Origin of the sequence: Paenibacillus aestuarii (genome assembly GCF_027789125.1) — a bacterium.
Classification (GTDB): domain Bacteria; phylum Bacillota; class Bacilli; order Paenibacillales; family NBRC-103111; genus Paenibacillus_E; species Paenibacillus_E aestuarii.
Genome location: NZ_JAQFVF010000061.1, coordinates 82,031 through 107,505 on the forward strand (window position 1 = coordinate 82,031; position 25,475 = coordinate 107,505).

Annotated in this window: 28 protein-coding genes, 1 pseudogene and 1 riboswitch; of the genes and pseudogenes, 20 read left to right on the forward strand and 9 right to left on the reverse strand. The window is 47.9% G+C overall.

Annotation, left to right across the window (positions count from 1 at the left end; all coding sequences use genetic code 11):
- Positions 1–116 precede the first annotated feature (116 nt).
- Positions 117–2,852: a phage tail tape measure protein gene (locus O9139_RS22845; protein ID WP_270884067.1), complete on the forward strand. Its 2,736-nt coding sequence runs from the start codon at positions 117–119 to the stop codon at positions 2,850–2,852.
- Positions 2,853–2,919: 67 nt separating this feature from the next.
- Here O9139_RS22845 and O9139_RS22850 read toward each other — a convergent pair whose 3' ends face one another.
- The gene (locus tag O9139_RS22850; RefSeq protein ID WP_270884068.1) at positions 2,920–3,477 is read right to left on the reverse strand and encodes a stalk domain-containing protein; all 558 of its coding nucleotides are present in this window, start codon (positions 3,475–3,477) and stop codon (positions 2,920–2,922) included.
- A 322-nt stretch (positions 3,478–3,799) separates the two neighbouring features.
- Between O9139_RS22850 and O9139_RS33415 the strand changes: the two are divergent.
- From O9139_RS33415 to O9139_RS22865, 3 genes and pseudogenes are all read left to right on the forward strand, one after another.
- A pseudogene (locus tag O9139_RS33415) lies at positions 3,800–3,901 on the forward strand (iron-sulfur cluster assembly accessory protein); the annotation flags it as partial.
- Between the two features lie 204 nt (positions 3,902–4,105).
- On the forward strand, positions 4,106–4,549 hold the full coding sequence (locus O9139_RS22860; protein ID WP_270884069.1) for a GNAT family N-acetyltransferase: 444 nt from the start codon (positions 4,106–4,108) through the stop codon (positions 4,547–4,549).
- 26 nt (positions 4,550–4,575) lie between these two features.
- Positions 4,576–4,812: a DUF6953 family protein gene (locus O9139_RS22865; RefSeq protein WP_270884070.1), complete on the forward strand. Its 237-nt coding sequence runs from the start codon at positions 4,576–4,578 to the stop codon at positions 4,810–4,812.
- 159 nt (positions 4,813–4,971) lie between these two features.
- Here the strand turns inward: O9139_RS22865 and O9139_RS22870 are convergent, their stop codons facing one another.
- Entirely contained in the window at positions 4,972–5,214 is a 243-nt protein-coding gene (locus O9139_RS22870) for a zinc ribbon domain-containing protein (RefSeq protein ID WP_270884071.1), read from the reverse strand.
- Positions 5,215–5,385: 171 nt separating this feature from the next.
- Here O9139_RS22870 and O9139_RS22875 point away from each other — a divergent pair, with 171 nt between their 5' ends.
- Both O9139_RS22875 and O9139_RS22880 read left to right on the forward strand, forming a co-directional pair.
- Positions 5,386–5,760 carry a recombinase family protein gene (locus O9139_RS22875; RefSeq protein ID WP_270884072.1) on the forward strand — a complete coding sequence of 125 codons (375 nt, stop codon included), beginning with the start codon at positions 5,386–5,388 and terminating at the stop codon, positions 5,758–5,760.
- Positions 5,750–5,929, forward strand: coding sequence for a hypothetical protein (locus tag O9139_RS22880; RefSeq protein ID WP_270884073.1), 180 nt, complete (start codon positions 5,750–5,752; stop codon positions 5,927–5,929). Before O9139_RS22875 ends, O9139_RS22880 begins: the two co-directional genes overlap by 11 nt.
- A 40-nt stretch (positions 5,930–5,969) precedes the next feature.
- On the opposite strand, the gene O9139_RS22885 is transcribed toward O9139_RS22880, so the two are convergent.
- The gene (locus O9139_RS22885; protein WP_270884074.1) at positions 5,970–6,131 is read right to left on the reverse strand and encodes a mechanosensitive ion channel protein MscL; all 162 of its coding nucleotides are present in this window, start codon (positions 6,129–6,131) and stop codon (positions 5,970–5,972) included.
- Between the two features lie 279 nt (positions 6,132–6,410).
- Here O9139_RS22885 and sda point away from each other — a divergent pair, with 279 nt between their 5' ends.
- Complete coding sequence (gene sda / locus O9139_RS33420; protein ID WP_377523731.1) at positions 6,411–6,656, forward strand: sporulation histidine kinase inhibitor Sda; 246 nt, start codon at positions 6,411–6,413, stop codon at positions 6,654–6,656.
- Between the two features lie 21 nt (positions 6,657–6,677).
- On the opposite strand, the gene O9139_RS22895 is transcribed toward sda, so the two are convergent.
- Positions 6,678–6,926 carry a hypothetical protein gene (locus O9139_RS22895; protein WP_270884076.1) on the reverse strand — a complete coding sequence of 83 codons (249 nt, stop codon included), beginning with the start codon at positions 6,924–6,926 and terminating at the stop codon, positions 6,678–6,680.
- Between the two features lie 93 nt (positions 6,927–7,019).
- Positions 7,020–8,021: an NAD(P)/FAD-dependent oxidoreductase gene (locus O9139_RS22900; RefSeq protein ID WP_270884077.1), complete on the reverse strand. Its 1,002-nt coding sequence runs from the start codon at positions 8,019–8,021 to the stop codon at positions 7,020–7,022.
- Between the two features lie 387 nt (positions 8,022–8,408).
- Here O9139_RS22900 and O9139_RS22905 point away from each other — a divergent pair, with 387 nt between their 5' ends.
- A complete protein-coding gene (locus tag O9139_RS22905; protein WP_270884078.1) occupies positions 8,409–9,599 on the forward strand; it encodes an NAD(P)/FAD-dependent oxidoreductase in 1,191 nt (396 codons plus the stop codon).
- 27 nt (positions 9,600–9,626) lie between these two features.
- On the forward strand, positions 9,627–9,908 hold the full coding sequence (locus tag O9139_RS22910; RefSeq protein WP_270884079.1) for a hypothetical protein: 282 nt from the start codon (positions 9,627–9,629) through the stop codon (positions 9,906–9,908).
- 53 nt (positions 9,909–9,961) lie between these two features.
- On the opposite strand, the gene hemQ is transcribed toward O9139_RS22910, so the two are convergent.
- Positions 9,962–10,708, reverse strand: a complete 747-nt coding sequence (hemQ, locus tag O9139_RS22915) for a hydrogen peroxide-dependent heme synthase (protein ID WP_270884080.1) — start codon at positions 10,706–10,708, stop codon at positions 9,962–9,964.
- 223 nt (positions 10,709–10,931) lie between these two features.
- On the opposite strand from hemQ, the gene O9139_RS22920 reads away from it, so the two are divergent.
- The 3 genes from O9139_RS22920 to dnaI all read left to right on the forward strand — a co-directional run bounded on the left by O9139_RS22920 (position 10,932) and on the right by dnaI (position 13,866).
- The gene (locus tag O9139_RS22920) at positions 10,932–11,216 is read left to right on the forward strand and encodes a YuiB family protein (protein ID WP_270884081.1); all 285 of its coding nucleotides are present in this window, start codon (positions 10,932–10,934) and stop codon (positions 11,214–11,216) included.
- A gap of 176 nt (positions 11,217–11,392) precedes the next feature.
- Positions 11,393–12,895, forward strand: coding sequence for a DnaD domain protein (locus O9139_RS22925; protein ID WP_270884082.1), 1,503 nt, complete (start codon positions 11,393–11,395; stop codon positions 12,893–12,895).
- 20 nt (positions 12,896–12,915) lie between these two features.
- Positions 12,916–13,866, forward strand: coding sequence for a primosomal protein DnaI (dnaI, locus tag O9139_RS22930; protein ID WP_270884083.1), 951 nt, complete (start codon positions 12,916–12,918; stop codon positions 13,864–13,866).
- A gap of 407 nt (positions 13,867–14,273) precedes the next feature.
- Here the strand turns inward: dnaI and O9139_RS22935 are convergent, their stop codons facing one another.
- Positions 14,274–14,417 carry a YqzM family protein gene (locus O9139_RS22935; protein WP_270884084.1) on the reverse strand — a complete coding sequence of 48 codons (144 nt, stop codon included), beginning with the start codon at positions 14,415–14,417 and terminating at the stop codon, positions 14,274–14,276.
- A gap of 245 nt (positions 14,418–14,662) precedes the next feature.
- Here O9139_RS22935 and O9139_RS22940 point away from each other — a divergent pair, with 245 nt between their 5' ends.
- From O9139_RS22940 to uvrC, 3 genes are all read left to right on the forward strand, one after another.
- Positions 14,663–15,022, forward strand: coding sequence for a MerR family transcriptional regulator (locus O9139_RS22940; RefSeq protein ID WP_270884140.1), 360 nt, complete (start codon positions 14,663–14,665; stop codon positions 15,020–15,022).
- Positions 15,023–15,185: 163 nt separating this feature from the next.
- Positions 15,186–15,500: a thioredoxin gene (gene trxA, locus O9139_RS22945; protein ID WP_270884085.1), complete on the forward strand. Its 315-nt coding sequence runs from the start codon at positions 15,186–15,188 to the stop codon at positions 15,498–15,500.
- Positions 15,501–15,611: 111 nt separating this feature from the next.
- The gene (gene uvrC / locus O9139_RS22950; protein WP_270884086.1) at positions 15,612–17,519 is read left to right on the forward strand and encodes an excinuclease ABC subunit UvrC; all 1,908 of its coding nucleotides are present in this window, start codon (positions 15,612–15,614) and stop codon (positions 17,517–17,519) included.
- On the opposite strand, the gene O9139_RS22955 is transcribed toward uvrC, so the two are convergent.
- Positions 17,479–19,104 (reverse strand): CPBP family intramembrane glutamic endopeptidase, encoded by a 1,626-nt coding sequence (locus O9139_RS22955; RefSeq protein ID WP_270884087.1) that lies wholly within the window; start codon positions 19,102–19,104, stop codon positions 17,479–17,481. The genes uvrC and O9139_RS22955 overlap by 41 nt on opposite strands.
- A 168-nt stretch (positions 19,105–19,272) precedes the next feature.
- Positions 19,273–19,358, forward strand: a riboswitch (cyclic di-AMP (ydaO/yuaA leader).
- A gap of 53 nt (positions 19,359–19,411) precedes the next feature.
- On the opposite strand from O9139_RS22955, the gene O9139_RS22960 reads away from it, so the two are divergent.
- The 4 genes from O9139_RS22960 (at position 19,412) to O9139_RS22975 (ending at position 23,526) form a co-directional block, all read left to right on the forward strand.
- Positions 19,412–20,764: a TrkH family potassium uptake protein gene (locus O9139_RS22960; RefSeq protein WP_270884088.1), complete on the forward strand. Its 1,353-nt coding sequence runs from the start codon at positions 19,412–19,414 to the stop codon at positions 20,762–20,764.
- An 11-nt stretch (positions 20,765–20,775) separates the two neighbouring features.
- The gene (locus O9139_RS22965; RefSeq protein ID WP_270884089.1) at positions 20,776–21,435 is read left to right on the forward strand and encodes a potassium channel family protein; all 660 of its coding nucleotides are present in this window, start codon (positions 20,776–20,778) and stop codon (positions 21,433–21,435) included.
- Entirely contained in the window at positions 21,435–22,673 is a 1,239-nt protein-coding gene (locus O9139_RS22970) for a cation:proton antiporter (RefSeq protein ID WP_270884090.1), read from the forward strand. Before O9139_RS22965 ends, O9139_RS22970 begins: the two co-directional genes overlap by 1 nt.
- Before the next feature lie 106 nt (positions 22,674–22,779).
- Entirely contained in the window at positions 22,780–23,526 is a 747-nt protein-coding gene (locus O9139_RS22975) for a response regulator transcription factor (RefSeq protein ID WP_270884091.1), read from the forward strand.
- 66 nt (positions 23,527–23,592) lie between these two features.
- Here O9139_RS22975 and O9139_RS22980 read toward each other — a convergent pair whose 3' ends face one another.
- Positions 23,593–24,489 (reverse strand): LysR family transcriptional regulator, encoded by an 897-nt coding sequence (locus O9139_RS22980; protein WP_270884092.1) that lies wholly within the window; start codon positions 24,487–24,489, stop codon positions 23,593–23,595.
- Positions 24,490–24,803: 314 nt separating this feature from the next.
- Between O9139_RS22980 and O9139_RS22985 the strand changes: the two genes are divergently transcribed.
- The gene (locus O9139_RS22985; RefSeq protein WP_270884093.1) at positions 24,804–25,463 is read left to right on the forward strand and encodes a succinate dehydrogenase cytochrome b558 subunit; all 660 of its coding nucleotides are present in this window, start codon (positions 24,804–24,806) and stop codon (positions 25,461–25,463) included.
- The last annotated feature ends 12 nt before the right edge of the window (positions 25,464–25,475 follow it).

Sequence of the window (25,475 nt, forward strand, 5' to 3'; positions counted from 1 at the left end):
CCTTTTCCGGCTTTTCTGATAACGTTAGTTAAACGAAGTGTTTTTCAAATAATATTCGCTAAGCCCTACGGTTATTGCCGTGGGGCTATTTTATATGCAAAGAAAAGGGGATAGATATGGAAAGAGAAGCAATATTACGGCTAAAACTAACCGCGCAGAATGAAGCTAACCCAGCATTTGAATCGGCTGCGCAAGCGATGCGCGACCTTAACGGACCGGCTGAAACCGCGTCAAAGGCATTTAACGAAGCAGCTAGCGGACTACGCGGGTTTACCGATTCGCTAAAGAGCGCTTCAACAACAATTAACGATACAGGTAAATCGTTTGAGGCCGTTACGCAGGCTTCCGGCGGTTTAACAAAAGCGTTAGAGGGCGATCAGAAAGCGGTTGGAGAGGTAACGCAGTCGCTTAGCGGATTTGATCGCGCGCTTAATGAGACGGCACAAACGATGCGTGGCGTAGGGGAAGCGTCCCAGGCTTTTAATAAAGCGAGTGGTAACGCCAATACGTTGAAAGAGTCGGTCGATAAGGGCGGCTTGCTCATCGGCATGCAAATGCTCGGTCAGAGCATGGAAGGCGTAGGCGAGACCGGTGCGCATATGTTTGAGGACGCGATTAAGTCGGCAGCTGAATTTGAGGCGAACATTTCCCGGATTCATGCGGTCTTAATGAACCGTGAACCAAACGCCAATATGGAAGAGATGTCGCAGACGGCGCTTAGACTCGGTTCTAACTCAAAATTCTCCGCGAATGAAATCGCGCAAGGCCTTTATGACTTGGCACGCCAAGGCTTGTCATCTACGCAAATTCTCGGCGATGGTGTAAATGGCGCGATCGAGGTTGTAAATAATCTCGCGCAATCAACTGATACGGATATGAGTGAAACGGCCAAAGTCATCACCGACGTAATGCACGAATTTTCCATGTCCGGCGATCAATTGGCGAAGGTAGGCGATATGATCTCCGGAACTATGCATACGTCATCTATCTCAATGAATGACTTCTACTACTCATTGAGGCAAGTCGGACCGGTCGCGTCAAATATGCATCAATCGATTGAGGACGTTTCGACGGTTATAGCTGAACTTGCACAGCATGGTATTTCCGGAAGTAGTGCAGGCACCGCCTTGAAAAACATGCTTCTCGGACTCGAACCACGGACAGAGAAAGCTGCGGCTCTTATGAAGGACCTGGGGATTTCCGCGAAAAATGGGGCTGCCGATTCGTTCTATCAGTTGAACGGTAATCTTAAGCCATTGCCAGATATTATCGGGGTGCTTCACGATAAATTCGGCGATCTAAATGACTCGCAGAAGCAAGCGGCCTTAAGCGCGACATTCACTAAATACGGATTAGCCGGTCTCAATACGATCGTCGGAGAAGGCAAGGATAAATTCCAAGAGCTTAAGAAAACGCTCATGGAAGAAAAGTCCGCTGATATCGCGCGAGAAAAGATGAACAACCTTCAGGGCGATATGTGGAAACTGAACGCGTCAGTGGAAACCGCTAAGAAATCATTTGGTGACACATTGGCGCCGGCGATGCGAAGCGTAGCGCAAGCTGCGCAGGGGGCTGTAAACTGGTTTGCGGAACTCTCGCCGGCTACGAAACAAGCCATTATGGTAGTCGGCGGGATTGCCTCGGCCATGTTCGTTGTTGGCGGATCGATTCTCAGCGTAGTTTCGACGCTCGGATTTTTGAAAATGGGGATGCAGGGTCTCATGGGAACTAGCGCAACCCTGACAGGTTTACTTTCACCCATCGGGCTCGTCATCGCAGCAGTCGCAGTCCTCGGCCTTGCCGTGTACGAACTCATTAAGCATTGGGACGAAGTTAACGCGTGGATGCGTCAACACATCGGCATTGACCTTCCGCAAATATGGACCGCGCTAAAGAGCACGGCGACCGCCGTCTTCAAAGCAATTAGCGACATATTTTCTGACGCGTGGAACGGGATTAAGAAGATTACGCAGGAAGTGTGGGATTATATCGGTCCTACGATTACCGACGGCCTCAAGGCAATCTCGGACTTTTGGGGCGAAGTATTTCCGCAGATGCGTGATATCGCTAAGGCTTTCTGGGACTTCTTAGAACCGATCGTCAGGATAACGTGGGAACTTATAAAAGGATACTTTTCAGTATCCCTTGGATTCATCAAGGGCGCTTGGAGTGATACTTGGAACGCGATAAAAGACTTGTTTAAGACGGCGTGGGACTTATTAGTGGATCTGATACGTATCGGGTGGGACGACATTACCGGCATATTTAAGATTGCGCTCGACTTACTCAGTGGAAACTGGTCGAAAGCTTGGGAGGATATGAAAACACTCCTATCAAATTTGTTCGGAGATATCAACAAACTGTTCGGCGATTTCGTTACGAACTCGTTCAATTTCGGTAAGGATATGGTAATGGCGGTGGCTCGAGGTATCGAAGGCGCCATAGATGCCGCAATATCGGCCGCTAGGAAAGTTGTTTCCGCGATTACATCGATATTCTCGTCAGCACCGACGTCGCCGAGCATTAGCAGCGGAAACGCGATCTCGCAAGCTGCGGCGGCAGTTCCTCAATTCGCAGAAGGCGGTAAAGTTACGAAACCGACTCTCGCAATGGTCGGCGAAGGCGGTGAGCCTGAGTACATCCTGCCGGAGAGTAAGCTGCGTGGTCAAGACGGTTATACGCTCGGATTAAACGGTGTTTCTATGCCAGGCGGAGCGAGCGGTGTGCGTACGGGACAGACTGTGATTAACGGTGGTATTAACATTACGGTTAGTGGCGCAGGTAAGGACGGCAAACAAATTGGTAGTGACATCATGTCGATGTTAAGACGCGAGTTTAAGTTCGCGCTGTAAACGAAAATAAAACGCCACTCAAACGTCAGGATTACGGTCCTAACGAATGGGTGGCGCCTTTTATCGATCAATAGGCAACGTCAACTTGAAACCTTACTGTCGCATAATTACTTAGATCATCACTGGTTGCGAAATCCGCTGTCTTAATATCGCCCTGCTTTAGGTCAAAAAGAGATGCGCCAGCTGTTCCTAATCTTTTACCCGATTCGTCGTAAAAGGCAGCGGTTAAATGAATTGATTTATAGTCCTTTGAATCTGTGTTTTTCACGTCACCGGCTATTCTCCATATTCCAATGTCATCTTTTTTAACTGTGAAGTCATCAATAGCAAATACCCCTGCCTTATTAGAGGAAACATTAGATGACGGCCCGCTGTTCCCCGAAGGACCCGACGTAATTGTAATCGTCCGCGCATCCCCGTCCCACTTAACGTTAGCTCCCAACATTTCCGATACTACGCGAAGAGGTACGTAACTCGATCCGTCAATGATTTGAACATCAGCGGAAGTTTGCTTGCCGTTAATGAATAATTTAATATCAGAGGCTGCGTACACACCGATTGAGAACGCTGCGGCTACTATTGCGGTGATGCCTGTTGCGATTAAAACTTTCTTCTTCAAATTCATGGCGCACTCTCCTAAAATATGGATTTACTACTACGTTCAGTTTCGACGTATTTTCATATTATTCCTTTATGCGTTTCCAATTTTCTATATGCGATAAATTTTCGAGCGAGTCGAATTAGTAATAAGACACTCTCTAACCCGCGCGATCCTTCTATTTTATAGAAGTTGCGTAATTTCATGCGTTTGGGTACAATTGAGTCAACGTGAATAACCGTCAGGATTCGCAGCAATCCACAACATATCGTTACAATCCGCAATCCCTAACCGAGTGAACAAACGTTGACCTACCGCGGTTTTTAGCCTAACGTTAGCCGGCCGCTTCTTCACCATCAACAACCCGAACGCCGTAGCTTCCTGCGGATGCGGTCAGTCGTTCCGTACAAAGGAAGAGGATGCGGTTTTGGCGCAGCCTTGTGAGGATTAAGGTTTGGAAGCTTGTTAAATATAACCTCTCAAACATGTGTATCATGCTAAAATGCACATGTAGGGGAGGTTTTTTTATTTTGTTGAAACCCGCGAGAAACCTTACCCTATAGGATCACTCTGAGTTATATTGAGCTGTTAGCTTATTTGTGTTTTGTATTATTTTGACGAAGTCTGGTGTTAACAGTTGGGGGAGAACATGGTTATGGACATTACTGCTGCAACAGACCAACATATTGAAGCTGTTTGCTTGATTGATGAAATCGTTTTGGGGAATGCGAGCAGAAGGGAGTATCTCTTTCAAGCTATTTTGGACGGAAAATGTTATATAGCCAAAATGGATCACGAACCAGCTGGATTTATCATTTATGATACCACTTTTTATCATCATGCTTTTATATGGTTAGTCATTGTAAGTCCTCGTTACCGGCGAAAAGGCATTGCTACAGCGTTAATCCAACATATTGAATCGATCAGCCCAACGGAAAAATTGTTTACCTCTACCAATGAATCTAATACTGACATGCACCATCTCTGCGAGTCGCTTGGATTTGCCAAGAGCGGGTGGATTGAGAATTTAGATGAAGGCGACCCTGAGATCGTTTATTATAAAAGTAGAGAGATTAGGCTCAATCATGTTGAAACTTAAAAATAGAAAGCGGAGAGAGAACAACAATGGATACTACAGCAAATGAAATAGCAGAGTGGATGCTAACTGAAGTGAAATCTTCAGGCATCTTGTACCAAAAGGACGCCGTTGACTATATTTTGAAAAACTTCGGAGAATCATATATTTATGTCAATGAAAATGGGAATCAAGCCATTTCAAAAGAAGTAAAAAAGATTTTTAAGAAGCTGCACAATGGAAGAGCGGCTTGGGAACGCGATGGATTCTTTTGGGGGTGGCATTAAGCCGGAGATGCCGCAGTCAGATTATGCCCAGCTACAGGGGCTGGCTTCATCCAAGTCGCCCTGTAGTCAGGTTTTACCTAATTGCAACAGCCATACCTACACATGGTCCGTATGCAATTGGGCAAATCCGGCCTGGAGCCCCGCCCCTACGACTCCACCTTAACCAAACAACACATCCAGGATCGTCCCCAGCTGCCCCCGGGTTTTGCCCTCCAGAATGTTCGGGTTGTACACCTCCACAAAACCGCAATTCTCACAAGATACGAATAAAAAGTGATTATTCTGTATGTCAAACATTTTACTGAGACCTGTGCCGGTCATGGCTACCTCTTTGATGCGGCAGTGGTTGCCGCTGCACTTGGTACATTTGAATTTCTCCTGAATCGCGTCTTCGACTCGCATGGTGTAATCCCTCCATAGGATCCGTTTATCCAATCATACGTTTGAAAATAGGAAACGATTCATCGCCAACCCCCACCTACAGTTGACATTGATAATCATTCTCATTTAAAATGAATATGTAGCGTCATACATACAACAAACAACTACTCTTACAAAGGTGGATGAATTGTGATGTGGAACACGATAAGTATCTCCGATCATTTATATGGATTTCAGCTCGAGCAAGGATATTTGGATCCCTGGGCTGCCGTAGGGCACATTACAACCATGAAGCGGGAACTTGTGATCCTGGTGGACCTATTCCTGTCAGAGATAGAAACCTGTGAGCAATATGATGGGCTCCTTGAAGCGATTCGGAGATTTGTACGATATAAAGCGGAGGCTCTTGGCTTCAGCATGTTTGAAGTGCGATTTCATTGCAATGGACTTCTGGATGAAGCGATTGATCTACCCTTGCCTAAGGTACCGCACCCAAGCGGACGGTTCGCCGTAGATCATGAATTCGTAGAGAAAGAGAAGGTGATCCAGATTGGGCATGCTATTTGAAGTTTTGAAGTGCTCGAAGCAGCAATCAACGCAACAAGGTGACGCTGTCTCTACGCATGATGTGGAGAACATTATGCGCCTGAGTTACGATAGAGCGGATCAGAAGCTGCGCGAATTCATCCTGCAGGAAGGCATTTCCGAATCTTCATCAACCTTAGAAGTGAAGTAATTAATAGAGAAAAAGGCCGCGGTGACAAAAGGGTGAATCCCTAGTACACCATGCGGCCTTTTATTTTGACGTTTTCGCCGTATTTGGCTCTCATCAGCTTGGTTTGTTCCAGCATGTACGCATATATTTCTTTCAATCTGTTCTTGCGAGGCTTGATCGTTTCTTTAATCTCACCATTAACCACAATATCATAGACTAGCATAATTATCATTTCACTCCTTTGGGGAATTGTGTTTCTTCTTTGCTTATAGATTCATTGTAGGAGAGAAACATTAAGTCACTATTAATTTTTTCTTTCGATTCTGTGAAAATTGCATGATATTTGTTAGACGAATGTTAATTGGCACTTAATCATTCCATTTTTTGTGATCAATTTTTTTTATCAGTCAAGAGGAGTGTGCGCATGTGCATAACTTTATACACATTATCCCCCTAGTAAATTGTATATTTCTGGTACATATCAACACGTTACCCACAAGATATGCACAATTACCTGTGGATATTGGAACGCTTGTTCTATTTTTTGGCGCGTGATAATATAATTACAAATTCTAGGATAAAGGTGATTCAGGTGAGACAAATAAGCGATGAAACATTGATTGACTCCTATTACAAAGCTATAGATTTGAGATTAGAGTCAGATTTTCTCGACCTGTTGCTAGCAGAAATTAAGAGACGCAATTTAAAGTTGAATGTGTTCGTGAAAGACGAAACACCTATGAATTAGCACTTAATAGAGAGCTGCTGGCTATGGATCTGTTGTAATTTGCACGGTGAAGCTGTGATGGCATTCCGTACAATTCACGAGATGAATGCACAGATGGTTCACGACATCTTGATATCCATTCGTCATCGCGATGTCGTCAATTTCGCGATATGGGGAATAGGGACCGAGGTAGTCGTCCAGCCTCCCGCAATCACTGGCCTGATGGGTACATACGGGGCATTCGGCATTTAAAGACTGCAAGCCATTACAAACCGGACATATATAAGACAAAGGGGTATTCCTCCTAACCGACATAGGATCTTTGTTCGCAACAAAGTCTCCCATTTGATTAGGCATAGAATACCCCATTTTATTTATAAATAATTAAAATTTCAAATTACTGCTATGTCCTGGAGAAAGCTTAGCGGAAGGATCGATATAAACCTTCGCATTGTTGATGGCCGTTGGAGCTTCACCGAAGCCTACAGCGATCAGTTTCAATTTGCCAGGATAGGTGGTGATGTCGCCAGCTGCGAAAATGCCTGGAATGTTCGTCTCCATACGGGAATCAACGACGATGGAGCCGTTCTCGATCTGCAGTCCCCATTCGGAGATTGGACCCAAGGAAGAGACGAAACCGAAGTTTACGATCACCGCATCAACATCAACGATGGTTTCTTCGCCGGATTTGATATCTTTCAAGGTGACTTGCTCAATCTTGTCGCTGCCAGTCAGCTTCGTGATTTCCGTTGGCGTGACAATGTTGACATTCGACTTCATTAAGTTCTCCACGCTATGTTCATGCGCGCGGAATTTATCTCTGCGATGGATCAGCGTAACCTTCTCGGCAATCGGCTCCAACATCAGCGCCCAGTCTACCGCCGAATCGCCGCCGCCGCTGATCAGCACTTTTTGACCGGCAAATGCATTCAGGTCGCTAACGAAGTAATGGAGGTTCTTTTTCTCATATTGAGGAGCTTCTGGCAATTCAAGACGACGCGGCTCAAAGGCGCCTACGCCACCGGAAATGACAACGGCACGGCCGTAGTGAACGCCTTTATCCGTGGTAACTTCGAACAGACGCTCTTCCTTCTTGTTCACTTGGTGCACCTTCTCTTCCAAACGAACGTCGATAGCGAAGTGCTTCATTTGAGCAAGTAGATTATTCACGAGCTCTTGAGCCGTGACTTTAGGGAAGCCGGCTACATCATAAATGTATTTCTCCGGATACAACGCCGCAAGCTGGCCGCCGAGCTGGGGCATACTTTCAATAATTCGAACGGAAGCTTGACGCATGCCGGCATAGAAAGACGCGAACATCCCAGCAGGACCGCCACCGATTACAATTATGTCTACAACATCTTGACTAATTTCTCTCTCACTCATTTGAAACTCTCCTCCGATGTAAATTTGTTACAGCCAGCAATTTCCTAACCATTATTACATTATAAACGGCTAGCTTGTCGAAAGAAACAGAAAAGTGTGAGTTCTTTAAATATTTCATCCATAAAGATGAGAAGTTTTAGTAATGGAATGGGAGGCCCGGAGAATCGCCAACAAGCCCCATTTTCAGGCAAATAGCACTTGATATTTACTTATGAACATTATATTATATCATGGAGAATCTTTTCGTATGTTGTGATTTTATCAGCTTTATTGCATCATAAATCACTTCTGTAACGTGCAAACTAAGTGTAGAATTGCTAATTTGAAGCCGTTTGTGTAATTTTTCACAAGATAGAGAAATAAAATGGATATGGAAGTGAGAGAGCCATGAGCAGAATACCAAGAATCGTCATCTTAGGTGCCGGTTACGGCGGGATCCTGGCAGCAATTCGCCTGCAAAAGGAATTAAATTATAATGAAGCTGATGTAACCCTCGTTAATAAACACGATTATCATTATATTACAACCCATCTTCATATGCCTGCTGCGGGAACAGATAACCCTGAGAATGCACGCGTGAACATTTTGAAATTAATCGATGAATTCAAAGTGGATTTTGTGAAATCAACGGTGACACAAATTCGCCCTCACGAGAAAAAGGTTATTCTAGAAGATGGCACATTATCCTATGATTACTTGGTCATCGGTCTTGGTGGCGAAGCTGAAACCTTTGGTATCCCTGGTCTGAAAGAATACGCGATGAACATCCGCAGCATCAACAGCGTTCGCTTCATCCGTGAACATATCGAATATCAATTCGCTAAATACAAGCGCGAGCCTGAGCGCAAAGATTATTTGACCTTTGTTATCGGTGGGGCCGGATTTACCGGTATCGAGTTCATCGGCGAGTTGGCCGATCGCGTGCCTGAATTGTGCAAAGAATTTGACGTGGATCCTTCCTTGGTCAAAATTTATAATATTGAAGCGGCGCCGACAGCTCTTCCAGGCTTCGATCCTGAGCTAGTTCAGTATGCGATGAAAGTCCTCGAAGATAAAGGCATCACGTTCAAAATTGGCACAGCGATTAAAGAATGCACTCCGGAAGGCGTGCTGATCGCTGGCGACGAGTTTATCAAAGCGGCTACCGTAGTATGGACGGGGGGTATCCGCGGCAATCACATGCTCGAAGAAGCCGGTTTTGAAACGATGCGCGGCAGAATCAAAGTTGACGAATACTTGCGTGCACCGCAGTTCGATAACATTTATGTCGTAGGCGACTGCTCCATCGTAATGAATGATGAAGGCAGACCGTTCCCGCCGACAGCGCAAATCGCGATGCAGCAGGGCGAAGCTGTCGCTCATAACTTGATTGCGTCGATCCGCGGATCCCAAATGAAGACGTTCAAGTTCTCCAACAAGGGAACCGTTGCTTCATTGGGTAAAGGCCAGGCGATCGGCATCGTCGGCTCCCGCAAGCTGAAAGGCAATGTTGCGGCTATTATGAAGAAAATCGTAGATATGCGTTACCTTTACATTATTGGCGGTATTCCGCTAGTTATTCGTAAAGGCCGCTTCTAGCATCCTTAAGTATCGGGGGAATTGTCAATGCGGCACTGCAGTGTCCAAGTAAGAGGACTTCTTACCCGGGAGGAACTGGATCGCTATAATGCCTTGATCGAGGTCGGCCGTTTCTTGGAGAACGAGAAGCGTTACGATCACGTAGCTGTTGTCCAAAAAGAAATTGACATTCTCATCTTGCCGGCCATTGAGCGGCTGAAGGAAAAGGGACGCCAGCGCGACCGCGACACGGAAGTTTATCTGGCCCGCAAGGCTCAGATGGAAGCTGAGCTAGCAGCTGCCATGCGCGATGACGAAGATGAGGATTAATCCATGAAAAAAGGAAGCTCGGCTCATAGAGTCAGCTTCCTTTTTGTGTGCGATTAAATTTGCAGCATCTTCGCGAACTTCTCGGACGTCAGCAGGTTGCCGACGTAGAAGTCGCCGAACTCGCCATAACGCGCGCTTACTTCATCGAAACGCATTTCATAGACGAGCTTCTTGAATTGAAGCGGGTCTTCAGAGAAGAGCGTAACGCCCCATTCCCAGTCGTCCAAACCGACGGAGCCGGTAATGATTTGTTTCACTTTACCCGCATAGGAGCGTCCGATCATGCCGTGGCTGCGCATCATGTTCTTGCGGTCTTCCGTAGGGAGCATGTACCAGTTGTCATTGCCCTCACGGCGTTTGTTCATCGGATAGAAGCAGATGTGCTTCGCTTTAGGCAGAATGGGCTTCAGACGCGCTTGAAGCTCAGGGTCATCGGCTGGATTGACGCCAGGCTTGGCCAAGTAAGCGCTAAGCTCGACGATCGAAACGTACGAATAAACCGGAATTGTAAATGCGGCAAAGCTGGATTTATTAAAAGCTGTTTCCAGTTCGTTCAGTTCTTCCAAAGTTTCACGCAGCTGCATGAATACGAAGTCGGCTTTTTGGCCTACAATGCTATAAACGGCTGTGCTGCCTAACTTGTCATTTTCAACTTGCTGCCACTGTGTCAGAAATGTATTCAGCTCATCGAGAGCGTGCTTGCGTTCCTGAGGTGTTGCGGCATTCCATGCATTCCAATCGATCAGACGAAAGTCATGGAGCGCATACCAGCCTTCCAGTGTTTGTACGGCTTCACTCATGAAAAATCCTCCATTCAGGGCTTAATATCCACTACATTGTATCCAATTCATGGAGAAAGGGCAAATGAACAATGGGTGAAAATGCAAATGTTCAACATGTGGACACTTTACCTAAACCAACAGGTGAATTAAAATGTAAATATACATAATGGTCAGACCATTTCCGACGAAGTGAAGAGAGCTTCATAGTTTCGAATAGTTTCAACAATAGGAGGAGAATGTTTTGTTACAGATGATTATTGCTACAGTCCTTATGATGGTTCTGTTTTTTGGACTGGGCTTTATTTTGAATATGCTGATGAAAACGACCTGGTTTCCGCTATACGTCTATATTGCCTTGATCATCGGCGTTATTATTTACGGCTACATGGGAACGGCTTCATTCTTGTCCAGCGATACAGGGTTTACTATCGTGGATATTGTGCCGGCGATCGGCGGTTTTGCCGGAGCGATTTTGAGCGGATCAGCGATTAAAGCGCTGCGAATTAAAGGCTTCAAAATGTTCTAAATATTTGCAACAATATGAGGATTTACACACGCCAGCCTTCAGGTTGGCGATTTTTTTTCAGGAAAAATTATCTTTCATCCGATGCATCCCAGCGTGTCGATTTTTGTGGTAGACTGATAGAGTGTAGCTGAGAAGGCTGGGCTAGAACGGATAGGTCAGGATGGTGCTGGAATAGAATGCGAATGACGAATATGCTGCACTTTACGGAGAATCACCGCTTCTGTGTAAGCCGGGACTTTTCTTTGAGCAGCCTGGATTATAAAATGTTGGCGATGATGTATCAGCCAATGATTGGCGGCTATGCGACAAGTCTCTATCAAGTTCTCTACCAGCAGATTAGCGCTGATAGAGTAGGTTATTCGCCGTTGGAGCAGCAGCGCAAACTGTTCTTGCTGTTGGAGCTGGAACAGGGGGAGCGCGGTCGCAAGTATTTGATTGAACAGTCCTCTAAACTCGAGGCGATCGGGTTGATGCAGACGAGCCGCAAGTTTCTGCCCGACGAGGAGGATTATATATTCGAATATGTACTGTTCCCGCCGCTGGGACCGAACGAATTTTTCCGCAACCAGCATTTGACGCTGCTGCTTCGCGATAAGGTCGGGAAATTCATGCTGCTGTCCTTGCGGGAAGAATTGTTGTCTCCCGAGCCGGAAGAGTGCCGGGATGCAAACTCGGAGGACCTGTCGGTGCCATTTTACGATCTGTTTCGTCTTAATACGCAGGTCATTGATTACGAGTTGGAGCAGGCGCTCTATGAAGCCTCCGCGTCCAAGCAGGGCGAGGGCAGGCTGGATGTGACGACGAAGGGCTTCCAATATGCCGATATCATTATGAGGTTCCCGCGCGGCGCGAACAACCGGGTCTTCGTAGAGGCGCTCAAGCATGCGCCCGAACAGATGGCGGCCATCAATATTGTGGCCAAGAAGTATCATTTATCGCTCCAAGAAACCTGCCGCTTATTGGATGAGGACGGGGTGTTCTCGGAAGAGGGCGAGCTGCAGATGGATCTGCTGCAGTACAATGCGAATTTGTTTTACAGGCAGAGCAAGAAGCGCGATGAAGAGCGTGAGCGCGTACTGGCTCGCGGAGAAGAGACGGAACAAGGTACTGAGGCTGCTGCCGATAAATCGGTAGAAATGCAGTATTACTTGGAAGTACCTCAGCAGCTGCGCGGTGAATGCACGGATCATCAGTATAATTATATTTTGCGCAACGAGCCTTACACGGCAGTATTGAAAATGTTTTTCACGCAGGGGTCGATCCCGGACGGTGTACTTAATATTTTCGAGAAAATCGATTTGAACTATAAATTGAAGGAGGAAGTGATTAATGTGCTGATCCATTATCTGCACATCGATCGCCGCTCCTGGGCTAAGTCCTCGATTGAAGCTGTAGCTTCCGATATGCTTGGCAAGCAAATTTCGACATACGAACAAGCCGTTGAATACGTGCGTGAGAAAATCAGTTATAAACAGAAGGCAGCTTCCAAGGTAGAAGCGGCCAAGGCAGGCGGCGGCGCGGTGACGCGTGGACGTCAAGGCAAGACGCAGAAGCCGCACATTCCGATCGTTGTGCCGGATGAGGGGAATACAGCGTCATCCCGTTTGACCGATGAAGAGCTCGAGGCTGCAAGGCGCATGGCCCAGAAGCTCGATGAACGATTTAACCGCAAAAGCTAAAGCCAGGAGGTGGCATTTTGATGGAATCCTTGTCTCAGTTGCTGAAAGCAATGCCGAGTTCGGAGTGGCGAAAGAACGCAGAGGAAAAGATTCGGCTTGTTATGCAGGATCCTTTGATTGGAAAGTTCCGTCAGAAATACCCGTTTCTTGATGACCATACAATTAAGATCAATATGAATAAGCTGTATCAGCATGTTAACGAGTACAAATCTTGCTCCAACTGCCCAGGCTTGGACCTTTGTCCAAATGATATGACAGGCCATTATACGATGTTGGCGGCGGAATCGGTGAATGGAGTTTCTTTTATTCATGAGGAGAAGGTCGCCTGCAAAAAGTTTGTTGCCAAGCAGATGCAGGATGCGATCAGCAGCCGAATTCGCACGTTCCATGTTGATCCGCGGATGATTTCGCGCAGCTACTCGTTCGGTGACATTCTCGAAGTCGATCTGGACCGGGCCAAAGCGGTCATGCAGATCAACGACTACGTTAATCTGACAATCGAGGAAGGGCTGCAGACGAATGGACTGTATTTGTCCGGTTCTTTTGGAACGGGCAAAACGTTCTTGATGGGCTACATGCTTTACCAGCTGGCCAAGGTAGGCATGACGGGGGCGATTGTGTACATGCCGGATTTTGCCGAGGATTTGAAAGGCATGTTTCAGGAGCCGCAGAAGCTGAAGGAAACCGTGGACCTACTGAAGGAAACGGATCTGCTCGTCTTCGACGATATCGGCGCGGAGAACTTGAATCCGTGGCTGAGGGATCATGTCATTGGCGCGATCTTGAACTATCGGATGAATCGCAAGCCGACATTTTTCACCTCTAATTACGAGCTCTCCGGGCTCGAAAAGCATTTCAGCTTCACCAACAAAGATGGCGATGAAGAGTATAAAGGGCAGCGGATCATGGACCGGATCCGCCCGTTCGTCCAAGTCGTTCCCGTGACTGGCAGGAATAAGCGCGGGGGCTGAGTTGGCAGGCCGCACACCTTGGGTGTGCGGCTTTTTGTTGTTTGGTGGTGGTGGTGCGCACGCTTGCAACGACTTCATAACGCTGTAGCCCGATTTTGCCCAATTGCAGGAGGTTTACACCGACTAAAATACGCTGCAGTCCGATTTCGCCGAATTACAGCGGGAAAAAGCGGCGGTTGTGCAGATTATGACGCTGTAGCTGGGCAAATTCTGATTGCAGAGGGGAATTCCGCTGTAAGCCCCCTGTAGTTCGGAAAAATCGGATTACAGAAAGCAGATCCGGACTAACCGCAAAAATAAAAAACCGCTCCCCCAGACTCATCTGGAAAAGCGGCTTGTGCTTCACAACCGGTTAGAAAGAGAACTGCTTCGCATCCGTGCAAAGCAGCCCTCGCTCACATGTTCAATTATTTCATCACTTGAATGATGGTAGCAATGATTGCTACAACTAACAGAAATCCGAAGAATACGCCGAAGCCCATGCCGACATCCATAAAATCGTTGCGCGGCTCTTCGTATACGTGTAGCTCAGGATGCTTAGGATCGCTCATGTTGGTTACCCCCTGACGTCCGTCGTTAGAATAAGTTTAAGTTTAGTATAACCAAATTCGTCGAAAGTTGTAAAGCACGTCCATGTGGCTTTTTTGACAATTATGCAAACACTATGCAAGGAGCATATGCAGGATGGCAGCGGAATATTCAAAAAACACTTGACTATGACATTAGTGTTATGGTTTAAAATAAAATCATTCTCGATAGATCACTACGATGAGATCAGGAAGAAAAGGTGAACGCCATGCGGATTAGCGAGTTATCCAAGCTTACAGGCGCCAGTATCCGCTCCTTACGTTACTATGAGCAAAAGGGTTTGATTACAACCGAACGTGAGGAAAACGGATATCGGGTGTTTAACCAGATGGTTGTAGAACGGGTCAAAACGATCCAGTTTTATTTGAGCTTGGGCTTTACAACCGAGCAGATTGAGAGCTTCCTCAATTGTGTCATGAAGAATCAGGAGTCGTTATGCGACGACTTGCTGCCTTTATACACCGAGAAGCTGAAAGAAATCGAACAGCAAATGGAGATGCTGAAGCTGCTGCAGGCGAATCTGAAAGACCGGATCGCTTACATTGAGCAGCAAAAACGGCAAGGCTAGCATGCGGACACACCTTCGCACGTTTAGCCGGCTGCCAGCATTTCACTAGCTTGAGGCTCGGTTGAAATGACCTGCTAATGTGGTATACTTTACATGTTGACTCATCAGTAGCCATTGATCTACTTGATGTTATAAATTCTATGTTTAAGAAGGAGGAACTCTCATGGCAATCGTGAATGTTTCCGATAGCAGCTTTAAAGCTGAAGTTGAAAGTGAAGGTACAGTATTGGTGGACTTCTGGGCTCCTTGGTGCGGACCTTGCAAAATGATCGCGCCAGTCTTGGAAGAACTGGATAAAGAAGTAGAATCTTTGAAAATCGCAAAAGTGAACGTTGACGACAATCCGGAGTCCGCTGCTCGCTTTGGCGTAATGAGCATTCCTACACTGATCGTATTCAAAGACGGACAGCCTGTAGATAAAGTGGTTGGCTTCCAATCCAAAGACGCTCTGAAAAACGTAGTATCCCGTCATCAATAATGACAAAAAATTGGAGATTTGCTTCCGGCAAAACTTCTTTAGAAAAAACTCTTTTTCTGCTATGCTGAGAAAGAGTTTTTTTGTTGTTAACGGGAAGGAGTGAAGACCGTCATGGAACATGAAGATGCAGCATCCCGGGAAGCGAGCTTGGAAGTGATACGCCATAAGCTGTCACTGCTTCCGGATAAGCCTGGCTGCTATTTGATGAAGAATCGCGAAGGCACGATCATTTATGTGGGCAAAGCGAAGGTTTTGAAAAATCGCGTGCGCTCTTATTTTACGGGGAGCCATGGCGCCAAGACGCAACGATTAGTCAGCGAAATCCGCGACTTTGAATATATTATTACTTCCAGTAATATGGAAGCGTTAATTCTCGAATGCAACCTGATTAAGCAGCATTATCCGCGCTATAACGTTTTGCTCAAAGATGACAAGACGTTTCCTTATATCAAAATCACGCATGAAGAGCAGCCGCGTCTGGAAGTCACGCGGCGGATTGTGAAGGATAAGGGGAAGTATTTCGGCCCTTATCCGAACGCTTTCGCGGCCCAGCAGACGAAGAAGCTGCTGGACCGCCTGTATCCGCTCCGCAAGTGCCGCACGCTGCCCGATAAAGTATGTCTCTATTATCATATCGGGCAATGTCTCGCGCCTTGCGTGCATGACATATCCGCGGAGACGAACGAGCGGATGGTGCAGCAAATTACGCGTTTCCTGAACGGGGGACACGACGAGATCAAAGAAGAGCTGACGGCCAAGATGCAAGCCGCAGCAGAGGAATTGAATTTTGAGCGCGCCAAAGAGCTCCGCGATCATATCATGAACATCGATGCCGTGATGGAGAAGCAGAAGATCACGACGAACGATGCCGTTGATCGTGACGTCTTCGGCTATGCCGTCGACAAGGGCTGGATGGCGGTGCACATCCAGTACATGAGACAGGGCAAGCTCATCGAGCGGCACGTCTCTTTATTCCCTTATTACGGGGATGAATACAGTGATTTCATCACCTATGTGATGCAGGTCTACAGTGACAATCCGGCCCTGCCGAAAGAGATTTTCCTGCCGGGCATGCCTGAGGCGGCGTCGGATCAAGCAACCGCCGAGCCCGCAGGATCCGCCGAGCCGACGGCTCCGCACGAGGAAGCCGAGGAGAAAGATGTGCGCGAGGCGTTGGAGTCATGGCTGAAGGTGAAGGTGCTGTTCCCGCAGCGAGGACTGAAGAAGCAAATGGTCGATATGGCCAAGGACAATGCCCGCAACGCGCTCGAGGAGAAGTTCCGCCTTCTTGAACGGGACGAGCGGCGTACGGTCAAGGCCGTGGAGAATCTCGGCCAATGGCTTGGCACCGGCACGATCCGCCGGATCGAGGCGTTCGACAACTCGAATATTCAAGGCACGAATCCGGTTTCGGCCATGGTGGTTTTCGTCGACGGGAAGCCGGATCGCAAAGAATACCGCAAGTATAAAGTCAAGACTGTGCAAGGCCCTGACGATTACGAAACAATGCGCGAAGTCATTCGCCGCAGGTACGAGCGCGTGCTGAAGGATAATTTGACCATGCCTGACTTGATTGTTGTCGATGGCGGTAAAGGGCAAATTTCAGGCGCAATTGATGTGCTGGAGAATGAGCTTGGCTTGTTCATTCCGGTTTGCGGTCTCGTAAAAGATGCGAAACACAAAACCGCCCAGCTGCTGATGGGCGATCCGGCGGAAGTGATCCCGCTGCCGCGCGACAGCCAGGAGTTTTACCTGCTGCAGCGCATCCAGGACGAGGTTCACCGATTCGCAATCACGTTCCATCGCGAAACCCGCGCCAAGTCCATGATCACCTCGCAGCTGGATGCCATTCCAGGCATTGGCGAGAAGCGGCGCAAGGCGCTTCTGAAACATTTTGGCTCCGTGCGCAAAATTAAAGAGGCCGAAGTCCAGGACTTCAAGCCTCTAGGTATTGGTGAAAAATTAGCAAGCGAAATTCTCAAAGCGCTTCAAGGCGAGGCGGCGGCTCCCCAGGAGTAAGGGGGCCCCGCCTTTTGTGCATCCAGGAGATCAGCAGCGCAATCAGCGCAGGCAGCAGGATGTAGAAAGCGCCGGCGATCGCATCACTGACATAACCGATCGAGAACAAGGACATGCCCATCAGAATGCTGTCCATGCAAGCATGAGCGAACATGGCTGTAATAAAACCGTATTTGAGAAATACATAACCAAGAATAAGGCCAATAACGGTAACTTCAACGAGCCTTGTATAGACAGGATAAATCGGGTACTGCGTATGGCTGGCGGCCCAGATGATGCTGGGAATCAAGACCGCGATGAAATTGTTGCGGAATATTCGTTTGAACAGCACAATTCCCAGCAGCCGGAAGGTAGCTTCTTCGGAGATGGCAGCCACCCAGGCCATGAGCGGGAACAACCGCGGTTCCAGCATGTTGAGCACGGAATCGGACGGATCGTTGACGGACCATACATCAAATTGCTTTTCGCCCCAATAAAACAGCACCTGCTGGACGCCTAAAATAAAGAGGGCCAGCAAATATCCGCGTCCCATGCCCCTCCAGACTTCTTCGCCGAACCGGCGCTCGCGCCAGGATGGCCATGGCCGCCAGCCGCTTTGCTCCCACCAGGCGTTGCCTGCTGCCAGCGCTAAGTAGAGCGCGACACCGAGGAGCATCGTTACGGCATTCATGAACAAGGCGGCAAGCAGCATGGCCAGCCCTTCATTGGACGCCCCTGCCATGGACTTGTAGGCTGGGTACATATTAATGTTGTTGATGATATAGATCACAACGAAGATCACCGTTAAGAGCAGACCTCTGCGAAAATCAACGCGTTTCCTATGCTTGATGATGTATAGGACCGCTGCCAGCGACATCAACAATGTAAACCCCATCGAAACCCATGTCATCACCGAGGCCGAATGGTCCTGCTGATCCAGCCAAGCTTGGTACGATGCAGGTAAGCTGAAAAGAGAGTTGTAACCGATAATCGATTGATTATCGAAATTCATCTGCAATTGCAAGCGCGCTTCCCCGATCGCGTCGGCACCACCTTGTTTTTCATAAACGAGCGTCATGCGTTGATCCCTTGAGGTATTGGGCTTATTTACCTGAACAAAATCGTCCGGATTCCAGCCTTGCTTACGCAATTCCTCTTTGGCCATAATATCGGCTTTTTGCTTATTCATGGAGGCGGAAATGTCAGAAATTTGGTTCCAGCCAATAATCTGTGAGGTGCGATAGTTGACCTCGATGTCGAACCGGCGGTCAGTGGCCTGGTCCACGACTCGTACCTGATAGAAGTCGATGGGGAAGCGGTCCCCATATTTTTGCTCATAAACATCCGTGAGTTGTTCCTTTTGCAAATATCCGCTTCGCTCTTTCTCGGATTGATAGACGACGAACGTTTGTGGATCATGGATGTTATACCGTTCCAGAACAAACTGAGCGGCTCTCTCGGCCGCTTGCTGCTTCGTAATTGACGGATTATCCGTAGGAGCAGCGTCTTCCTCATGTAGACCGTATAAGGCGGTAATGGTCGCATACAGTGCGATGCCAATGACCGCAAGCAAGAGCAGGAAGCGGTTCAATTTCAGCTCGATCATTCAGTTGTCCCCTTCAACATACAGTTACATCTAAATTATCACAGTTTACAAAGAAAACCAATTTCGGTGGAAACGTTCGAAAACCAGCGATAACGCGCGGAAAATAATGCCAATTTACTGAAACGAGCTTTGTCTATCGACGTATTCAATAATATAATTCATATGAATTGCAGGGAAAAGCCGAATTTCCATGTAAAAACGGGGGAACCATATGTTGGGGACAGCTAACCCTCGTAGGCTTTAAGCGAGGAACACATCGAACAGGCATTGGGTTTCCAGTGTCTTTTTCACGTGTATAGGGGGCAATATGAAGAAGAAATTGAGCATCTGGCAGTTGACTCCGCCGCAAATTCTAGTCCTGGGTTTTGCCCTGATTATTTTGGCCGGCGCCGGTTTGTTAACGCTTCCCATCGCTTCGGCATCAGGCCAGTCGCTGCACTTCATTGACGCGCTGTTCACCGCAACTTCGGCGACTTGCGTAACAGGTCTTATTGTCGTAGACACAGGCAGCAGCTTTACGGTTTTCGGGCAGATTGTGATCGTCAGCTTGATCCAGATTGGCGGCTTGGGCTTTATGACGATGGCAACATTGATTGCTTTTGTTTTCCGCAAGAAGATTACTTTGAAAGAACGACTTGTTCTCCAGGAAGCATTGAACCAAAGCAGTATGGAAGGCATCGTGCGGCTGATCCGCAAAGTCATCATTTATTCTCTCAGTATTGAAGCTGCAGCAGCAGTCATTTTTACGATTCGCTGGTCGCTGGACATGGAGTTCTCCAAAGCATTATATTTTGGAATCTGGCATGCGGTATCGATGTTTAATAATGCCGGATTTGATTTGTTCGGCACGGTCGATGCACCTTTTGTCTCTTTTACCGGCTATGCCAATGATCTGGTTGTCAACGTTGTGGCGATGGCGCTAATTGTGCTAGGGGGAATCGGCTTTATCGTCATGGCGGACGTCATGGATTACAAGAGGACGAGAAAGTTATCCTTACATACAAAAGTTGTACTCAGCATGACCGGGTTTCTGATTGTGTTTGGAGCCATCGTGATCTTCATCTTTGAATATTCGAATACGAAGACGCTGGGCCAGCTGCATATGGGCGGCAAAATACTTGCCTCTTTCTTCCAATCGGTTGCTCCGCGAACAGCCGGACCGAATACGATCGATATTGGATCGATGCGTCAAGCGTCGCAATTTTTCATCGTGCTGCTCATGTTCATCGGGGCTTCGCCGGGATCAACGGGAGGCGGGATTAAGACGACGACGTTCACGATCTTGATCAGCGCGATCTTGACCATGCTGCGAGGCAAGGAAGATATCGTCATTTTCCGCTTCCGCTTAGCCAAAGACCGCATTCTCAAAGCGATTACGCTGTCTATGTTCGCTTTATTCCTGGTGATCTTCGTCTCGATGCTGCTGTCGACGACGGAAGACGCGCATTTCCTGAAGATATTGTTTGAAGTGACGTCAGCATTCGGGACGGTCGGGTTGACGATGGGGCTCACGCCGGATTTGACGACGTTTGGGAAAATCATGCTCAGCCTAACGATGTTCGCAGGGCGGTTAGGGCCAATTACACTCGCTTATGCACTGCAGCCGAAGCAGGAGAAAGAACTTTTCAGATACCCAGAGGGTAAAATCACCATTGGTTAGGAGTCAGAGGAATGGGTAAACAGTATGCAGTTATTGGTTTGGGACGTTTCGGGTCCAGCATAGCGAAAGAACTCGTGAATCTGGGAAACGAAGTGCTGGGGATTGATATTGATGAGGAAGCTGTGGATGAACTCAGCGATGATTTGACCCATGCGGTTGTTGCCGATGCGACGGACGAAGAGGTATTAAAATCGCTCGGCCTCCGCAATTTTGACTGTGCGATCGTCGCGATTGGTGACGATATTCAGTCCAGTATTATGGTTGCTCTTGTGCTGAAGGACATGGGCGTCAAAACCGTTGTGGCCAAAGCGTTATCCGAGCTTCACGGCAAAGTGCTGGATAAGATTGGCGTCGACCGCGTCGTTTATCCGGAGCGGGATATGGGCGTGCGGGTGGCGCATCAACTGGTATCGCCGAACCTGCTGGATTATATTGAGATTTCCAAAGAGTATACGATAGCTGAGCTCTCCGTACCCCAAGCGCTTAGCGGCAAGTCCTTGAAGGAGCTGGATCCGCGGGCGAAGTACGGCTGCAGTATCGTGGCGATTCATAAACAGGACGGTGTCATCATTGCCCCAGCCAGCACAGATGTTATCCATGAAAAGGATGTCATGGTGATTATCGGCACGAATGCGCAAATCGAAGAATTCGAAAGCGAAGTTATCAGATAGTGGAGAACGCGACCTCGATTCTTATCGATCATGTTATTATTTTGCTCATTTTAATCTTTGGTTTGGGGATGCTGTTCGGAAAAGCGGCGCATTTTTTGAAGCTGCCGGACGTGGCGATGTTTCTTATTGCCGGCATGTTGATTGGGCAAGGGCTACACTGGATTGACGAGCCGAGCACTTCTTTCACAAATCAGTTTATATTGGTCATCGGCTCGACGCTTATTTTGTTTGATGGCGGGCGAAATATAAGGCTTGCAGGGCTGCGCCAGGTGTGGCTGACTGTCAGCTTGCTCAGCGTGCCGGGCGTCATTGTGACGTGTGGGGCGGTAGCTCTCACGGCGCACCTGCTGCTGGATCTGCCATGGCTCTACGCGCTATTGCTGGGAGCGATCATCAGTTCGACGGACCCAGCAACGCTGATTCCGGTGTTTAAGCAAGTGCGGATTCGCGCTAAAGTGCGGGAAACGGTGGAGAGCGAGTCGGCTTTCAATGATGCGACAGGCTCAATCCTGACATTTTCCCTGATTGCGATTATCCTCGGCACCCAAGAAGTGTCGCTAGCCTCAGGTGCCGGCGCATTCGTGAAAACAGCGGTCGGCGGCTTACTGCTTGGCGGTGTATTTGGCTATCTGGTGACCTATTTGACGGCTCATCTGAAGCTCGGATTTCTCCGGGACTATGCAACGATTGCCATGGTTGTCACCTCGCTTGGCGCTTATATGTTAGGTGAAAAGCTTGGGGTCAGCGGGTTTATGGCAACGTTCACGGCCGGGCTCATCTGGGGCAATGCCGGGACGTTTAAGCTGGAGATGAATGATAAACAGCATGAAATGGAGCATTTTTCGGAAAACATAACGGTCATCATGCGCATGCTCATCTTCATCCTGCTCGGCAGTCAGGTTAACTTTGCCGTGATCTTCGAGCATTTTTGGGCAAGCCTCGGTATTATTGTTGTCTTCATGTTTATCGCCCGTCCTTTGACAGTATTGCTCTGTGCGCTTCCTGACCGGAAAGCGGGATGGCAATGGAATGAAATCTTGTTCATGTTCTGGGTGCGGGAAACGGGGGTAATTCCCGCGGCGCTATGCGGCATGGTTGCAGGACTAGGCCTTCAGCACAGCGAGTTGATTGCAAGCGTCACTTTCATGGCAGTGTTGATTACGATTCTGTTTCAGGCCAGCACGACCGCATGGGTCGCAACAAAATTGGGGCTGAAAGTGCAGGCCACAGCGGATTGAAACAGGTTCCTGTATGCTTAACTTGTTTGTCGCGGCAGCCGTATAGTATAGTAGGCATATCAATTTGCTCGAACAAGGGGATTTCGAAAGATGAGGTGGACTCATCATGTATAAAGTATTAGTGATCGAAGACGATGCTGTAATCGGTGATATGGTGTCGATGTATTTAGGTGAAGAAGGATTCCATGTAGTCCGTTATGAGACGGGGCATGCGGGGCTTGAGGCAATGAGCGAGTTTCAGCCTGATATTATCCTGCTGGATCTTATGCTACCTGATATAGATGGACTTGCCTTATGCGGGCAAATCAGGGAACTCTCCAACATCCCTATCTTGGTTGTGTCGATGAAGAATAAAGTGATTGAGCGGGTCAATGCTTTAACGGCGGGCGCCGACGATTATTTGAGCAAGCCTTTCAGCATGCACGAAATGAGTGCCAGAGTGCAGGCATTAATCCGGCGATCTAAGCATTACCATTCGTCAGCTGTGCCTTCAAGCATTCCTGCCAAACCTGTGGAGGCTCTATCCAAATTGCCGAAAAAGCCTGCGCAGGAAATGGATGAATCCTCCAGTTTAATCAGCCTGGATCATCATACGCGCTCGATCTGGGTCAAAGGCGATTTGATTGAAACGACGTATTCCGAATTTGAAATTATGAAATGTTTTATCAAATACCCGGGACGGGTGTTCAGCCGGGAAGATCTGCTGCAAACCGTGCGCGGTATTGATTCCTTGGTGACAGATCGGGCGATCGACGTTCATATTGCCAATTTGCGCAAGAAAATCGAAGAGAACCCGAAAGAACCGAAGCGCATCCGCACCGTCTGGGGTGTCGGGTACAAATATGTGCAATAATGCCGACAAAACAAGCCTCTATAAGCAGTCTCTTACGAGAGAAATCTGCGCATAGAGGCTTGTTTGTCATTCATGATCGGCGAAGTAGGCTGTCGCTTGCGAGATGAACTTCACGGCGGCCGGATTATCCGAAGTGCTCTCCGCGTAAATAATCGAGGTGGTGCGCTTCGTCTGCTGCAGCTCGGCTAGATCGCGAAGAATCAGTTCGTTATTGCCGATCAGATCTTCGCGCAAATAGGATTTGGGCAGCAGCGTTGCCGTTTTACAGGTGGAGACGAGGCGCAAAATCGCTTCAAACGAGTCGATCTCCATCTGCACGTTCGGAAAAATCGAATACCGATGGAACAGTTCATCCATCAAAACGCGATACCAGGTGCCTTTGGAAAATAAGATCATCGGCAGTTCGTTTAAATCGTGAATCGCCAGGCGCGGCCGGTCGATATAAGGATGGCCGAGCGGCAGCACGAGGCAGAGATGGTCGTCGAACAGGTGTTCGCAATGCAGGCCAGCAGCGTTGATCTGCGAGGCTACGAGGCCGATGTCGACTTTCTTCTCTTTGACCATCGTGACGACTTCATGGGTTTTACCGGTCAGCAGCTTGATTTCGGTCATCGGATGGTCATGCAGATAGTCGGTGATCAAGTCCGGCAGCGTTGCTTGCAAGGTGGTTAAGCTGGCGCCGATCGTGATGGAGGCCTGTTGACCGGCTGATTTGTAAATTTGAATCGCCTGCTGGAATTTGCGTTCCAGATGGCGCAGCTCCAAAGCGTGGTCATAACAAAGCTGGCCGACCTTCGTTAATTCAAGCCGCTTTCCTTTGCGGGTAAAGAGGAGCGCGCCAAGCTCTTCTTCCAGCTTCATGATCTTCCGGGAAAGCGCCGGTTGTGACAGATTAAGCAATTCGGAAGCTTTATTCAAACTCTTTTGCTCGACGACGACCGCGAAGATATCCAGAAGTTCCATATTGCATTCACTCCGTTCTTATCTATATGCAAAATTGTTATAAGCGTTTATAAAAAATCAGCACTTCCATTATAAGCGATGAAGAGGTACGATGTATATGTCATCTCTTGTTCACAAAAAACCGCCGCTTGTTGATGTATTGTCAATATTGCCGGTTCACATTATTTGTTAAGAACTGCATAGACAACAGTTTATTTTGACACAATAGTTGTGGATGAATCTGGGTTGACGCTCGTTTGCGGCGAGAGTACAATAGTATGGGCTTGTCTGTCCGAAAATGCCGGAAGTTATCATTTAGGGGGGGAATTGGTTCAATGACGGGTAATTCGTATTACTTTCGAAAGATCCACTCTTTGCTTGGCGTAATTCCAGTGGGTTTCTTTCTCATCGAGCATCTGATCACGAACTATGAGGCTACAAAAGGGCATGGCGCTTTTGTGGATCAGATTAATTGGCTGAACGGACTGCCATTGGTTTTGTTTCTCGAAATCTTCGGGATCTGGCTTCCGCTTCTTTATCATGCGGTTTATGGCCTGTACGTCGCCTATCAAGCGCGCAACAATGTCAGCAGATTCGGTTACTTCCGTAACCAAATGTTTTTGCTGCAGCGTGTAACAGGCGTCATTACGTTCCTTTTTGTCGCGTGGCACTTCTTTGAGACGCGCTTTCAAGTGGCGATTGGGAATGTGGAGCACGAAGCGCTCGGTATGACGATGCATGACATCGCGACGAACCCTGTGTTGTTCACGGTGTATGTCATCGGTACTGTATCTGCGGCGTTCCATTTCTGTAACGGAATGTGGTCTTTCCTAGTTAGCTGGGGAATCACGGTGGGCCCTCGCGCACAGCGTATTTCTTCGTTTGTATGGATGGCGCTTTTCGTTGTAATGGCGGTTATGTTCATTATGTCTTTGACCGCATTTACAGGATCAGAATTCCAGCAGCTTCCTGTTGAAGCGCATGCCGGGCATTAAGGGAGGGTGAAG

Bases quoted from the DNA above. Each gene is read 5' to 3' on its own strand.
- O9139_RS22845 (WP_270884067.1), top strand. From the start codon at position 117: ATGGAAAGAGAAGCAATATTACGGCTAAAACTAACCGCGCAGAATGAA.
- O9139_RS22850 (WP_270884068.1), bottom strand. From the start codon at position 3,477: ATGAATTTGAAGAAGAAAGTTTTAATCGCAACAGGCATCACCGCAATA.
- O9139_RS22860 (WP_270884069.1), top strand. From the start codon at position 4,106: ATGGACATTACTGCTGCAACAGACCAACATATTGAAGCTGTTTGCTTG.
- O9139_RS22865 (WP_270884070.1), top strand. From the start codon at position 4,576: ATGGATACTACAGCAAATGAAATAGCAGAGTGGATGCTAACTGAAGTG.
- O9139_RS22870 (WP_270884071.1), bottom strand. From the start codon at position 5,214: ATGCGAGTCGAAGACGCGATTCAGGAGAAATTCAAATGTACCAAGTGC.
- O9139_RS22875 (WP_270884072.1), top strand. From the start codon at position 5,386: ATGTGGAACACGATAAGTATCTCCGATCATTTATATGGATTTCAGCTC.
- O9139_RS22880 (WP_270884073.1), top strand. From the start codon at position 5,750: ATGCTATTTGAAGTTTTGAAGTGCTCGAAGCAGCAATCAACGCAACAA.
- O9139_RS22885 (WP_270884074.1), bottom strand. From the start codon at position 6,131: ATGCTAGTCTATGATATTGTGGTTAATGGTGAGATTAAAGAAACGATC.
- sda (WP_377523731.1), top strand. From the start codon at position 6,411: ATGCACAATTACCTGTGGATATTGGAACGCTTGTTCTATTTTTTGGCG.
- O9139_RS22900 (WP_270884077.1), bottom strand. From the start codon at position 8,021: ATGAGTGAGAGAGAAATTAGTCAAGATGTTGTAGACATAATTGTAATC.
- O9139_RS22905 (WP_270884078.1), top strand. From the start codon at position 8,409: ATGAGCAGAATACCAAGAATCGTCATCTTAGGTGCCGGTTACGGCGGG.
- O9139_RS22910 (WP_270884079.1), top strand. From the start codon at position 9,627: ATGCGGCACTGCAGTGTCCAAGTAAGAGGACTTCTTACCCGGGAGGAA.
- hemQ (WP_270884080.1), bottom strand. From the start codon at position 10,708: ATGAGTGAAGCCGTACAAACACTGGAAGGCTGGTATGCGCTCCATGAC.
- O9139_RS22925 (WP_270884082.1), top strand. From the start codon at position 11,393: ATGCGAATGACGAATATGCTGCACTTTACGGAGAATCACCGCTTCTGT.
- dnaI (WP_270884083.1), top strand. From the start codon at position 12,916: ATGGAATCCTTGTCTCAGTTGCTGAAAGCAATGCCGAGTTCGGAGTGG.
- O9139_RS22935 (WP_270884084.1), bottom strand. From the start codon at position 14,417: ATGAGCGATCCTAAGCATCCTGAGCTACACGTATACGAAGAGCCGCGC.
- O9139_RS22940 (WP_270884140.1), top strand. From the start codon at position 14,663: ATGCGGATTAGCGAGTTATCCAAGCTTACAGGCGCCAGTATCCGCTCC.
- trxA (WP_270884085.1), top strand. From the start codon at position 15,186: ATGGCAATCGTGAATGTTTCCGATAGCAGCTTTAAAGCTGAAGTTGAA.
- uvrC (WP_270884086.1), top strand. From the start codon at position 15,612: ATGGAACATGAAGATGCAGCATCCCGGGAAGCGAGCTTGGAAGTGATA.
- O9139_RS22955 (WP_270884087.1), bottom strand. From the start codon at position 19,104: ATGATCGAGCTGAAATTGAACCGCTTCCTGCTCTTGCTTGCGGTCATT.
- O9139_RS22960 (WP_270884088.1), top strand. From the start codon at position 19,412: ATGAAGAAGAAATTGAGCATCTGGCAGTTGACTCCGCCGCAAATTCTA.
- O9139_RS22965 (WP_270884089.1), top strand. From the start codon at position 20,776: ATGGGTAAACAGTATGCAGTTATTGGTTTGGGACGTTTCGGGTCCAGC.
- O9139_RS22975 (WP_270884091.1), top strand. From the start codon at position 22,780: ATGTATAAAGTATTAGTGATCGAAGACGATGCTGTAATCGGTGATATG.
- O9139_RS22980 (WP_270884092.1), bottom strand. From the start codon at position 24,489: ATGGAACTTCTGGATATCTTCGCGGTCGTCGTCGAGCAAAAGAGTTTG.
- O9139_RS22985 (WP_270884093.1), top strand. From the start codon at position 24,804: ATGACGGGTAATTCGTATTACTTTCGAAAGATCCACTCTTTGCTTGGC.